The following is a 13448-nucleotide window of genomic DNA, read 5'->3' on the forward strand; positions in this document are numbered from 1 at the left end:
CCGACTTATAAAATGTTGTGAATGTCGTACTATTACTGGTCTGATACTATGTCAGAAAGATTAGTTTTGGTATGATTTTTGCTAAGTATATTACATCTGACAAAAGCTGTTAGGTCATTAATTTTTTAATCCTTATAATTTAAATGAGACAACTCAAAATCACCAAACAGGTTACAAACCGTGAATCAAAATCGCTGGATAAGTACCTACAAGACATCTCTAAAATTGATTTGATCACTGCAGAGGAAGAAGTGGAACTGGCACAGCGCATTAAGAAAGGTGATCAGAGAGCTCTTGAGAAGTTGACCACCGCAAATTTACGTTTTGTGGTTTCTGTTGCAAAGCAGTATCAAAACCAAGGGCTTAAACTTCCCGATCTCATAAATGAAGGTAACGCCGGACTCGTAAAGGCTGCAAAAAGATTTGATGAGACACGTGGTTTTAAATTCATCTCCTACGCGGTATGGTGGATACGCCAGTCCATCTTACAAGCACTAGCAGAGCAGTCACGTATCGTGCGTCTTCCATTGAACAAGATTGGTTCCATTAACAAGATTAATAAGGCTTTTTCTCATCTTGAGCAATTGCATGAACGTCCACCTTCTCCAGAAGAACTTGCAAAAGAACTGGATATGACAGTAAGTGACGTAAAGCAATCTCTTAAGAATGCAGGTCGTCACGTATCCATGGATGCGCCTCTTAAAGAAGGAGAAACTTCTAACCTATACGACGTTGTACGTAGTGGTGAGTCTCCTAATCCTGATAGAGAATTATTGCATGAATCTCTAACTCTTGAGATTACTCGTGCTTTAGAAACACTTTCTCAAAAAGAAGCAGACGTGATTTCTCTTTACTTCGGTATCGGAAATCAGCAACCTATGAGTCTAGAAGAAATCGGTGAAACTTTTGATTTAACTCGTGAGCGTGTACGCCAGATTAAAGAAAAAGGTATCAAAAGATTACGTCAAAACTCAAGAAGTAAGATCCTTAAATCATATTTAGGATAGAATATTTATTCTATCCTATTAGTAAAAGCACCTCTTAAAAGAGGTGCTTTTTTTGTGGTTATATTTCGCACACACTAAAAAATTAATGTTTTAAATACACAGCGTTACTTTAGGGTTATTTTTAAATAATTAGTGATATATCAAATGGCATATCTATATTATTTACGGTTAAAAAGATCTTTACTATCAAGTCTATTGAACATTCAGTTCTTAGAACATGATTAAAAAAATGCAAACACATACTATTAAAAGCATTTATAATTGCGGTGCAGCATGCGTTACTGGAAACTTTGTTTAAACTCCTATAAATTTAATAGGACAGTACCATTACTAGAGTAAAAAAATGTTTATGCTTATAATTCAGAAATAGAAATAAATTATTCCTGCTTTTAACTAATTATGATGCATTAATCACTGATCAACATCATTCTGTATTTCAAAAATTTCTATCGTATAGATACATGATAAAACAAACGTTCATGATTAGTATTTTTTGGTTGGATTAGATATGTAAACTAAGGAGAAATAATAATGTATTGCGTTAAGCAAGATCTAATAATTAATAGAGTGAAAATATTTCTAGTTTACCTAATTTTCAATGGAACTGAAGTCTATAACAGGTTTCATTTGAAACCTGTTATTCCTTTAGAAGTAAATAATTGATTTATATCTATAAAAATGCTGTGTTGACTAATAGATAGCTTTTTAGTAACAACCTATTTAAAAAATCATCAACAAGTACCGTTAATCTTAGGAAGACACTTCATCTAGATGGTCGTCCCAGTTGTTCACCTTTGGTTGACCAAACTTCCCTAAACTCTTTGCAACAACAGATGCAACAGTTGCATCACCTGTTACATTAACCGTTGTACGTAACATATCTAATGGTCGGTCTACTGCAAAAATTAGAGCTAATGCAACCGGTAATAAATCGCTTGGAAAATCAATAGATTCTAAAACAATAACAAGCATTACCATTCCCGCACCTGGTACAGCCGCACTACCTATTGACGCTAGTAAAGCAGTCAAAACTATAGTTAATTGCGCACTTAACGTTAAATCTATTCCTAAAGCTTGACAAACAAATACCGCAGCAACAGCTTGGTATAAACTTGTACCATCCATGTTAATGGTAGCACCTACAGGTAATACAAAACTGGACACTTCTTTTTCAACACCCATGTGTTCTTCTACACGTTCCATGGTTACTGGTAAGGTAGCAGCACTAGAACTAGTAGAAAAAGCTAATAACTGCGCAGGTGCTATCTTATTAAGAAACCAAAACGGTGATTTTTTAACGTAAATAGTAAAAATTAAACAATACACAACAATCATTAAAAATAAACCAGCAACTACAGTTAACGCATAATATAGTAAAGCAAGAAGCACTTCTGGATCGTCAGAAGTAACCACAACAGTTGCTAACAAGGCAAAAACGGCAAAAGGTGCGGTAAGCATGATCAAATCGACCATCTTTAGAACTACATCATTTAGACTATCAAAAAAGTCTTTTAAAGGTTTTGCTCTCTTCTCTCCTATTAATAACATGGATATTCCTAAAAAGATGGCAAAGAAAATAACTTGTAGCATTAAACTATTATTAGACATAGCAGATACAGCATTATCAGGAACCATATCCACAAGTGCTTGCAATGGACCAGCATCTTTTTGGGCTGCTGCAGTAGCTAATTTTCCTTTGATATTTTCATTACCTTCATAAGTAGAACTTAAGTTGGCAATTGTTTCTTCAGAAATTCCTTCTCCTGGTTGAAATAAATTAACCAGTCCCAAACCTATTGTGATCGCGATTACTGTCGTTGCTATATAAATTAACACGGTACGCAATCCCATATTGCGAAATTTTGCAATATCCTTTAAATCAGAAATACCTTTGATTAATGAAGCAAGAATTAATGGTACAGCAATCAACTTCAATAAGTTAACAAATATTTTACCGAAAGGTTCGATCCAGTCTCCTACAAATTCTTTACCCCAATCCACTTGAGTCATGATAAACCCAAAAGCAATTCCGAGTACCATACCTATTAATATTTGCCAGTGTAATGCTATTTTTTTCATGTAAAAAAGTCTTCTTTTAATCTATGAGGCGTAATATAAGTAAAGTTTTTGTGGTGATTCCGCTTTCGCGAAAGCGAGAATAAAAACAAAATGAAACTAAATTGAAAAACAACTAGTTGGCATATAAAACCTAATAAATAAATGTTGATTTAAATCTTTGATGTACGAGCTCTCAGAAAATGATCAGCCAAAACAAGTGCTGCCATGGCTTCTACTATAACTACTGCTCTTGGAACTACACAAGGATCGTGTCTTCCTTTACCTTGCATTTCTACCAAATTTCCATTAGAATTTATGGTTGCTTGTGCTTGCATAATCGTTGCAACAGGTTTAAATGCTACTTTAAAATAAATATCCATACCGTTAGAAATACCGCCTTGAATACCACCGCTAAGATTGGTTTTGGTAGTGCCGTCTTCTTTATAGAGATCGTTGTGATCGCTTCCTTTCATTTGAGAGCCTGCAAAACCACTACCATATTCAAAACCTTTTACGGCGTTAATGGAAAGCATCGCTTTACCTAGTTCTGCATGAAGTTTATCAAAAACTGGTTCTCCCAATCCAGCAGGAACACCTTGAATAACGCAAGAAATAATACCTCCTATAGTATCGCCTTCTTTTCTTGTTTCTAATATTTTTTGTTCCATCGCTTTCGCGAAAGCGATATCAGGACAACGCACCACATTATTTTCAATCTCTGAAAAATCAAGCTCTTGATATGGTTTATCCATAATAAGATCGCCCACGCTACTGGTATAGGCTGTTATATGAATTTGATCAAGCAATTGTTTTGCAATAGCGCCTGCTACTACTCTACTAGCCGTTTCTCTAGCACTACTACGCCCACCACCGCGATAATCACGATGACCGTATTTATCATCATATACTTTGTCTGCATGACTAGGTCTATAGGTTTCTTTAATATGAGAGTAATCCTTTGATTTTTGATTTTCATTAATAATTTGAAAACCAATAGGTGTTCCAGTAGTTTTTCCTTCAAAAATTCCAGAATAAAACTGTACCGTATCACTTTCTTTTCTTTGGGTTACGATTTTACTTTGACCTGGTTTCCTGCGATCTAAATCTAATTGAACTAAGTCTAAATCTATTTCTATTCCTGCTGGGCAACCATCAATAACACCGCCTAAAGCAATGCCATGTGATTCTCCATATGTTGTAACGGTAAATTGCTTACCAAAGGTATTTCCTGCCATAATTACAAATATAATGCATGGATTCCATTAGCTATGTATGGGATTCTTAAATGTATATTTAATTTTTTATCAATGTTTATGCCTTTTGATCTACTTTTCAATTTTAATTGATTTGAATAGATATTTTATAATCAATAGACAACATATTTTGAGTATAATTTTTATGAAGTCTATTATTTAATTCAACCGAAGCATTTACCTTCAAGTAATTTTGTAGTTCGATCATTTTCATAATTTTATTGATTCAGAATAGTGAAAATTCTAATATATTTGAAATTAAATAAACCGACCGTGATCAAAAAAATACTAATTGCCATTTGTATAATTTCCATCGTTTCATGTGATTCTAGCGATGATGAAGGTTCTAGAAGTAACAACAACTTTAATTATTTACCTCTAACGGTTAATAACAATTGGGAATATGAAGTAAAAACCGGCACAGATAGGTCCACAGAAACACTTACTGTTTCTTCTGTAACTGGAAACGAATACACTTGTACATCAAATCCAACAACAGCGGTTGGTTTTATGACACAAGTATTAACTGGTGGTACATTAAGAGCAGAATCAGGTAAATTAATAGGTAATGGAACGATCGATTTTGGTTTACTGGGATTGAATAATTTTAATGTTGCTATTACAGAAGGTACTTTATATGATCAAAATGCAAATCCACGAACCACATTGTATTCTACAAATGGTACTACATCACAGACATTGCAAGGCTTTGATATAAATTTTAATTATGAAGCAAAGACAGTACAACAAGCAAACGTTTCACAAATGACGGTAGAAGGTGTCACTTATACAGATGTGATTCATTCACAATTAATCATAAACGCAACTGTGACTACCGAAATTAATATTGTCGTTACGCAACAAGTACCCTTGTTGAATTCACAAGATATTATCGTGATAGACAATTATTGGGCAAAGGATATAGGTTTAATAAAGTCTGACAATCAACTGGATTACATGCTAGAGGATTTCTCTTCTTTAGGATTATCATTACCGGTACCGCAAAGTGCAAGTATTTTAACCGAACAAAGTTTGACTAGTTTTACAGTTAATTAAATTATAGTTATCAACCTGAAACAATTAAAAGGCTATCTATAAAATATTGTAATTCATGCATTTGACTTTCACCTGTCTTTCTGCCCAATCTACCAGCTATATACAGAATAATCCAAACTAAAATCATTAGGATCAAAATTATCAACGGAAGACGAACAGACTCTTCTAAAGTATAAGATGTATACAACCATATTGCTGCAGCTATAAATAAACCTGCAACAAGAAAATGAAGAAACATGAACATAGTCCAAACAGTAGGTTTAGGCCCATATAATCCTTTTAGAGAAATTTTTTCTCCAATAACTTCATGTAATTCTAAATGTAATTCTGGTGACCAAAAATGAGACTTATTTTTAGGGAAACGTATAAAAACATGATCATTTACCACACTAATAATGTATTTTTTATCTTTTTTATGAGTAAGGATTAATTCAAAAAAGACATCTCTAGTTATACAAAGCTCTCTCTTAAACCTAGGCCTTAAAACAATATCATTAGTTACATCCATAACATAAATGTACTGTCTTTTGACTAAAAATAAAACTCAGATAAATAAAAAACCGGTCATTTTCATTTAACTATTATTTTACCATTGTGTACATTTTTAGAGTCATCGAAAACTTTACAAAAGTATACACCTTTTGGATGATCAGATAAATCTATTTGAATGGTATTTTCTGCTACTGATTTAGAATATATTTTTTGTCCGGAAATGGTGTAAACAGCAATATTTTTAGTACCAATAAGATCAATCAATTGAAGTGTAAAACGACCATTACTTGGATTGGCATATAACTTTATTTTGTTTGTATCGGTTATAGATTTGGATAATATAGAATTATCTTGAAAAGAGTTAACAGAGAGCGTGTAGTTTTAATCTTTTAAAGATTCAACTCTATTTTTAAAATTCATAGTTACAAAATAAAATTACATTTTTCCTTTCGACATTTTAAGCTGTAAAATATTTCGTATTTGATAAAAGTATAACTATTTAAATACTATAAAGTGTTATAAACTAAAAAACCACCTACATAAGTAAGTGGTTTATAGCGTTTTAAACGATGTGAGCCCTAAAGGATTCGAACCTTTGACCGCCTCCTTAGAAGGGAGGTGCTCTATCCAGCTGAGCTAAGAGCCCTATTCTCAAATGACATGTCACCTAAGCGGTTGCAAATATAATATTATTTTATAAATCACAGCCTTTTTTTAAAATTAAACAAACTATTCTTAACTAGTACATTTTAACTCATTGAAATAGTTAATTTTGCAGAATGAAATTTTTTAAAAACACCTTTGTAATAGTAGTTTTTTCAGTGATTGCTACTGTTCAATCTCAAAATTTTAAACCAGATTCATACTCTATTACAGATGTTGAAGAGATGAGTACCTGGCAATTACTTAAATATGATGGAATAAATGCCTTTAATGGTATAGGTTATACGTATTCAAGACCTTTTAATTGGCAGAAAAGAGACTTCTATCGCGCAGGAGCTACCACTTTATTAGTTGGTGGTCTTTACACTTTTGATGAAGATTCTAGTGATTATTTTAGAGAACAGACAAATGATATTCCAGAACTTATAAAAGATTTTGGCTGGTACTTCGGAAGCCCTCAAAACAATTATGGAGTGACCGCAGGAATATATGCATATGGATTGTTTACTAAAGATCCTGAATGGAGACGTACAGGTGTTTTAATGATTTCCAGTGCCACTGCTGGTGGTTTATTACAACAGATACTTAAAACCATAACAGGACGAGCAAGACCAGAAACAGAATTAGGAAAGCATGAATTTAGACCTTTTTCAGGACAATCTGGATTCAGATCTTTCCCTTCTGGACATACCGTTCTTGCATTTACTACTGCGTATGCACTAGCTAAGCACTTTGATAACCCATACGTTAAAGCAGGAATTTATACCGTTGGTCTTATATCTCCAGTATCTCGTTTGTGGTCAGGCGCTCATTTCCTTACAGATGTGGTACTTAGTATGGCAATAACTATAGCCACGGTTGAGGCCGTAGATCGTTACCTAGATACTAGAAATGGATATGGCGATAAGCGCTATGCTAAAGGTAAAACCGGAAGAGATCCTAAGAAAATGGTGTTTAACTTTACAGCTACTTCTAATACATTAGGTGTTACTCTTAATTTTTAAAACGTTTAACGTTTTGAGTAATTTCCTAAACAAAAAACAAGTACCTTTGGATCAAATAAATAATAAATATGCCATCATATAGAGTTTTTGAAGAATACAATATTGAAACAACTGAAGAGATTAAAGGTAAATACCGTGATGTAATAACAGAATTAGGAGAAGATGTTCAAAGAGAAGGTTTACTAAAAACTCCTGAAAGAGCGGCAAAAGCTATGCAGTTTTTGACATCTGGATACGACCTAGATCCAGCAGAAATCCTTAAGGGAGCAATGTTTGCAGAGGATTATAATGATATGGTTATTATTAAAGATATTGAACTGTATTCATTATGTGAGCATCATATGTTGCCTTTTTTTGGGAAAGCTCACATTGCATATATTCCTAACGGGCACATAGTTGGACTTTCAAAAATACCTCGTATTGTAGATGTATTTGCCAGAAGATTACAAGTTCAAGAACGACTTACTCATGATATATTAGAGTGTATTGATACAACATTAAAACCTAAAGGAGTTGCTGTTGTAATTGAAGCTTCTCACATGTGTATGATGATGCGTGGTGTACAAAAGCAAAATAGCGCTACAACTACCAGTGGTTTTAGAGGTCAATTTGAAAAAGTAGAAACACGCGCCGAATTCATGAACTTAATTTCAACTAAATTACACTAAAGTGAATTTTTGGAACGTTATTTGAATATTCTATTCTTAAAAAAATATATGTTTCAATCAAAACGATCAAAGTTAATAGCAGGTATAGTATTAGATCTAATTGGTATGGCATCCGTACCTTTAGGTTTTACAGAGATATTGGACTTGGGTTGGGCACCGATAGCCGGATATTTAATGACTAAATTATATCCAGGAAAATCAGGAGTGGCTGCAGGAGTCTTAACAACAATTGAAGAATTAATGCCTGGAATGGATGTAATACCTTCTTTCACGATTATGTGGTGTTACACCTATTTACTTAAATCAACAGATAAAAAAGAATCTGATAAAAGTGTCATTGACGTTGATCATTTATAGAAAAAGCTCCTTTATTAAGGAGCTTTTTTTATTTTACTAATTCTTTAAAACCGTTCATCAATTTTCTGATTTTTGGATCAATGATTACCTGACAGTATCCTTGCTCTCTATTATTATTATAATAATTATCATGGATGTTTTCTGCAGGATAAAATGTAGTAGCAGGCGCGACTTCTGTAACTATAGGACTGTCAAAAATATGATTTACCTCTAATTCATCAATAACAGATTTTGCAATTTGTTTCTGTTCCTCATTTAAGAAAAATATAGCACTTCTATAATGAGTACCAATATCGTACCCTTGTCTATTTAAAGTAGTAGGATCATGAGTCGCCATAAATACTTGAATCAATTCATTAAAAGAAACTATTTGATCATCAAAAGTGATCTGTATAGCCTCTGCGTGGCCCGTTCTACCTTGTACCACTTCTCGATATGGAGGGTTTTTGATATGACCACCACAAAAACCAGACTTGACACTTTCTACACCTTTCACTCTTTGAAATACTGCCTCTGTACACCAAAAGCATCCACCAGCAACAATAGCTTTGTTCATTTTTTATTTACAATTTACGAAAGCAGCAATAGATCCCGATTTCTTTAACAACTCTTTAATGAATTAGCTGTTAGTAGACTTTAAATTTGCAATTAGTTAAAAAATAAAATGATTCACAAGCTATTTTTTTGTTTAGTAGTTCTTTTTAGTTCCGCTTTCGCGAAAGCGCAAACAACACCAACCCTACCTAAAGAAAAAGTACCTGACTCTATTCTTAAGAAAACAGAACAACCTGTTATTCCTGTATCGGTCAAAAAAGTAGATTCTCTTCTCAAAAAAACAGACACGATAACAGCAAAACAGTTGGTTAAAAAATCTCAACCAGAACCAGATTCTTTAGTCATCAATCGAAAAAAGTACAAAGCCACTAGAGTAACGACAGTACCCCAAATTGATGGTCAACCTTTTGAGAAATTTTGGGATAACATACCAGTAGGAAATAACTTTGTAATGGTTGAACCTACTAATGGTCAGAAAGAAAGAGATACACACAAAACAGAATTTAAAATAGCCTATGATGATAATGCACTTTATGTAGCAGCATACTTATATGATAATGATCCTGATACTATTTTAAGACAATTTTCTCAAAGAGATCAAATAGATGTACAGGCAGACCTTTTTGGTTTCTTCTTAAACACTTATAACAATCAAATAAATCAAACACGATTTTTTGCTACTAGTGCTAACGCATTAGGAGACGCCATTGCTGAAGGTGGTAGAGAAGATTTTAGTTACAATGTTGTGTTTAAATCAGAAACCAGCATCGGTCACAGAGGATGGTTTGTAGAGATGAAAATTCCTTATCGTACGTTAAGATTTCCAGAAATAGAAAAGCAAGACTGGAGTTTTCAAATATTTAGAAGAATACGTTCTTTGAATGAGGAATATACCTATAACTTTTTAGATATTACTCAAGGCATAGGAACACAGTACGATGCAATTATGACTGGTGTAGAAAATATCAATCCGCCGTTACGCTTAAATTTGTATCCTTATGCTACTGTCATTCATGACAGATTTGACGGTGTGAATACCACACAATATAACGCTGGTATGGACCTTAAATATGGTATTAACGATGCATTTACTCTAGATGCCTCTTTGATTCCTGATTTTGGACAGGTTGCCTTTGATCAGGTAGAACTTAATTTAGGACCGTTTGAACAACTTTTTGGTGAGAATAGAGCCTTTTTTAATGAAGGAACAGATTTATTTAATAAGGGTAATCTCTTCTTCTCTCGTAGAATAGGTCAAACTCCTAGCGGCTTTAATAATATTGACGTATTTGATGATGAGGATATTATAGATAACCCCAGTAATGCGCAGCTACTTAATGCAGTTAAAGTTACGGGAAGAACGGCAAAAAGATTAGGTATTGGTTTTTTAAATGCTATTACAGAAAAAACCGAGGCCACGATTGAAAATAATAATTCTGGAGAGCGCAGAACAGTTGTCACCGAGCCTTTTACAAATTACAACATGTTTGTGTTAGACCAGCAGTTTAGTAAAAACAGTTCTATTGCATTGTCTAATGCTAGTACCATAAGAAATGGTAGCTTTACAGATGCAAATGTGACGGCTATTGTTCTGGATCATAATGATAAAAATGGTGCAAATAATTATAACTCAGAAATTAAAATGAGTAATCGCTTCACTCCTACTGGTACAGAAACAGGTTACGCAGGTGAATTAAATTGGAGAAAAACAGAAGGAAAATGGCGACAACGTTTAGGATATTTTTTTAGAGATAAAAACTGGAATCCTAATGATCTAGGACGTAATTTTAGAAATAATACGCAAACTATAGCAGCAGACTTATCTTACAATCAATTCACGCCTACAGGTATTTTTAACAGATTTGATGTTGATTTAAGACTGCGTCATAGAAGGCAAATGGATCCTGATTTGCATACCAATACAGATATTACTTTAAATCCATTCTTTTTTACCAGAGAACGTCTTGCTTTTGGAGCAGATTTTGTGCTGTATTCTAGAGATCTCGATCAATTTGAATCTCGAAAAACAGGTCAGGTAGTGAGGTATGAACCTGGTTATTTCACAGGTGGTTTTATATCTACCGACTATCGTAAGAAGTTTGCAGTTGATTTTAGAATGGGCCGATTCAAACGTTTTGATGACACAGAAGAAAGCTATGACTTCAATTTCAGTCCTAGATATAGATTCTCTGATGAGTTTTTACTTATATATAGACTTTCATGGAATAAGAATAACAACAGGATTAGTTATGTAACTACCGATGGTGTAGAGCCCATTGTGAGTCGTCGTGATACCCATTCTGTAGAAAATACCATTTCAGGAACCTATAATTTTAATAATAAACAGGCATTAAGCTTATCGTTTAGAAACTTCTGGTCCAGAGCAACTTTTAGTCGTGATTTTAATGAACTTGCAAACGACGGTTCAGTCTTAGAATCTGATTATGAACTTTCTGAAGATTTTAATCCTGACGCAAACTTCAACGTGTGGAACCTTGACCTCTCTTATAGATGGCGTTTTGCTCCTGGAAGTGAAGCTTCTTTATTGTATCGCAACAGTATTTTTAACTTTGATAATCAAGGTGATATAGGTTTTCAAGACAGTCTTGTAGAACTGTTTACACAACCATCACGTCACAATGTATCTTTAAGAGTAACTTACTTCCTAGACTTTAACGATGCAAAACGATGGTTTAAAGCATAAAAAATCATTACTTTGTTATTATGATTAAAGCATCACAGATTTATAAAAGTTTTGGAGATTTAGAAGTTCTTAAAGGAGTAGATCTAGAAATAAAAGCAGGTGAAATTGCAAGTGTGGTAGGAAGTTCTGGTGCAGGAAAAACTACCTTACTCCATATTCTAGGCACACTAGAAAAGCCTGACAATAATAGCAATAGCGTTCTAGAGATAGATGGAACAGATATCATGAAATTGAAGGGCAAAGAGCTTAGTAAATTTAGAAATAATTCATTAGGATTCATTTTTCAATTTCATCAATTACTACCAGAGTTTACTGCTCTAGAAAATGTATGTATTCCAGCTTATATAGCAAATACAGATAAAACAGTAGCAGAGAAAAGAGCAAAAGAACTTCTCTCCTATCTCAAATTATCAGACAGAATAAATCACAAACCAGGAACACTTTCTGGTGGTGAACAGCAGCGCGTTGCTGTTGCTAGAGCATTAATTAACAATCCTAAAGTCATTTATGCAGATGAGCCTACTGGAAATCTAGACAGTGCAACAGCAAACGATTTACACGAACTTATTTTTCAATTGAGAGAAGAATTTAATCAGACATTTGTTATCGTTACACACAATGAAGAACTGGCTAATCTTGCAGACCGCAAGCTGGTTATGAGTGATGGAAAATTCCTGTAAATGAACCGTAAAGAACTTAAGGAGTTTCTGGATGCAAAAGTGGTGCAATACAACACACCAGATTTTATTCCTCACGATCCTATACAAATTCCACATTTGTTTACCGACAAAGAAGATATTGAAATAGCTAGTTTTCTCGTAGCCACCATTGCCTGGGGAAATCGTAAATCTATCATTAATAACTCAAATAAATTAATGGATTTAATGGATAACGCACCTTCAGACTTTATTAAAAATCATGAAGAACAGGATCTTGATCGTTTTGACGGTTTTGTACACCGCACTTTTAATAGTGAAGATTGCAAGACATTCATGCGTTCATTACAATATTTAGATAGTAATTATGGTGGATTAGAGCACGCTTTCGCGAAAGCGTACAAAGAAAAAACAGACCTTCAAGAAGCCATTTCATTGTTCAAAACCATGTTTTTTGCAATAGATCACATGCCAAGAACCCAAAAACACGTTAGCGATCCAATGAAAAATAGTAGTGCAAAACGGATCAATATGTTTTTGCGATGGATGGTGAGAAAAGACAATGCTGGAGTAGATTTTGGGATATGGGAATCGATACCCATGAGTGCGCTGTCTTTACCGCTAGATGTTCACACAGGAAATGTTGCTAGAAAACTTAAATTACTGAAACGCAAACAAAATGATGCAAAAGCTGTGGCAGAATTAGGCAAAGTATTACGCAAGTTTGATGCAATCGATCCGATCAAATATGATTTTGCTCTTTTTGGGCTAGGTGCATTTAAAGAACTGTAATCCATCTATTCTTCTTTTAGAAATTATTAATATAAGTGCAAAACATAAGTAGAATCTATATTAATTACTTGATAATTAAATTAAAATAATAGAGGCATAAATATTGTCTGCAATGAGTCTTATTAATTTAAAAGTATAGAGAAAACAACTTGTAGATTTAAAACATAAAACAACTCATTTTTT

General features: G+C 33.6%; 13 protein-coding genes and 1 tRNA gene. 8 read left to right on the top strand and 6 right to left on the bottom strand.

Translation table 11 applies throughout. The annotated features are described in order from the left end of the window. Positions 1–143 precede the first annotated feature (143 nt). Positions 144–1007, top strand: a complete 864-nt coding sequence (locus ACTF54_RS06495) for a sigma-70 family RNA polymerase sigma factor (protein ID WP_015363810.1) — start codon at positions 144–146, stop codon at positions 1005–1007. 750 nt (positions 1008–1757) lie between these two features. On the opposite strand, the gene ACTF54_RS06500 is transcribed toward ACTF54_RS06495, so the two are convergent. After that, positions 1758–3086 carry a dicarboxylate/amino acid:cation symporter gene (locus ACTF54_RS06500; protein WP_347195866.1) on the bottom strand — a complete coding sequence of 443 codons (1329 nt, stop codon included), beginning with the start codon at positions 3084–3086 and terminating at the stop codon, positions 1758–1760. A gap of 149 nt (positions 3087–3235) precedes the next feature. After that, complete coding sequence (aroC, locus tag ACTF54_RS06505; protein ID WP_438968996.1) at positions 3236–4300, bottom strand: chorismate synthase; 1065 nt, start codon at positions 4298–4300, stop codon at positions 3236–3238. Positions 4301–4591: 291 nt separating this feature from the next. Between aroC and ACTF54_RS06510 the strand changes: the two genes are divergently transcribed. Further along, on the top strand, positions 4592–5374 hold the full coding sequence (locus tag ACTF54_RS06510) for a chorismate synthase (RefSeq protein WP_347195863.1): 783 nt from the start codon (positions 4592–4594) through the stop codon (positions 5372–5374). 10 nt (positions 5375–5384) lie between these two features. On the opposite strand, the gene ACTF54_RS06515 is transcribed toward ACTF54_RS06510, so the two are convergent. The 3 genes from ACTF54_RS06515 to ACTF54_RS06525 all read right to left on the bottom strand — a co-directional run bounded on the left by ACTF54_RS06515 (position 5385) and on the right by ACTF54_RS06525 (position 6512). Continuing rightward, entirely contained in the window at positions 5385–5882 is a 498-nt protein-coding gene (locus ACTF54_RS06515) for a GTP-binding protein (protein ID WP_438968997.1), read from the bottom strand. Between the two features lie 62 nt (positions 5883–5944). Continuing rightward, positions 5945–6208, bottom strand: coding sequence for a T9SS type A sorting domain-containing protein (locus tag ACTF54_RS06520; protein WP_438969062.1), 264 nt, complete (start codon positions 6206–6208; stop codon positions 5945–5947). 230 nt (positions 6209–6438) lie between these two features. After that, positions 6439–6512, bottom strand: a tRNA-Arg gene (locus tag ACTF54_RS06525). A 133-nt stretch (positions 6513–6645) separates the two neighbouring features. On the opposite strand from ACTF54_RS06525, the gene ACTF54_RS06530 reads away from it, so the two are divergent. The 3 genes from ACTF54_RS06530 (at position 6646) to ACTF54_RS06540 (ending at position 8558) form a co-directional block, all read left to right on the top strand. Beyond that, on the top strand, positions 6646–7533 hold the full coding sequence (locus ACTF54_RS06530; protein ID WP_347195860.1) for a phosphatase PAP2 family protein: 888 nt from the start codon (positions 6646–6648) through the stop codon (positions 7531–7533). A gap of 68 nt (positions 7534–7601) precedes the next feature. Further along, positions 7602–8201, top strand: a complete 600-nt coding sequence (gene folE / locus ACTF54_RS06535) for a GTP cyclohydrolase I FolE (RefSeq protein WP_347195859.1) — start codon at positions 7602–7604, stop codon at positions 8199–8201. Positions 8202–8249: 48 nt separating this feature from the next. Next, positions 8250–8558, top strand: a complete 309-nt coding sequence (locus ACTF54_RS06540) for a hypothetical protein (RefSeq protein ID WP_438968998.1) — start codon at positions 8250–8252, stop codon at positions 8556–8558. Between the two features lie 28 nt (positions 8559–8586). Here ACTF54_RS06540 and msrA read toward each other — a convergent pair whose 3' ends face one another. After that, on the bottom strand, positions 8587–9114 hold the full coding sequence (gene msrA, locus ACTF54_RS06545) for a peptide-methionine (S)-S-oxide reductase MsrA (protein ID WP_347195857.1): 528 nt from the start codon (positions 9112–9114) through the stop codon (positions 8587–8589). Between the two features lie 108 nt (positions 9115–9222). On the opposite strand from msrA, the gene ACTF54_RS06550 reads away from it, so the two are divergent. From ACTF54_RS06550 to ACTF54_RS06560, 3 genes are read left to right on the top strand one after another with little or no spacing between them, the layout of a single operon-like run. Further along, positions 9223–11817, top strand: coding sequence for a DUF5916 domain-containing protein (locus ACTF54_RS06550; RefSeq protein WP_438968999.1), 2595 nt, complete (start codon positions 9223–9225; stop codon positions 11815–11817). A 20-nt stretch (positions 11818–11837) separates the two neighbouring features. Next, on the top strand, positions 11838–12497 hold the full coding sequence (locus ACTF54_RS06555; RefSeq protein ID WP_347195855.1) for an ABC transporter ATP-binding protein: 660 nt from the start codon (positions 11838–11840) through the stop codon (positions 12495–12497). Next, positions 12498–13265 (top strand): TIGR02757 family protein, encoded by a 768-nt coding sequence (locus ACTF54_RS06560; RefSeq protein ID WP_347195854.1) that lies wholly within the window; start codon positions 12498–12500, stop codon positions 13263–13265. The last annotated feature ends 183 nt before the right edge of the window (positions 13266–13448 follow it).

Origin of the sequence: Nonlabens sp. (assembly GCF_965657255.1) — a bacterium.
Taxonomy (GTDB): domain Bacteria; phylum Bacteroidota; class Bacteroidia; order Flavobacteriales; family Flavobacteriaceae; genus Nonlabens.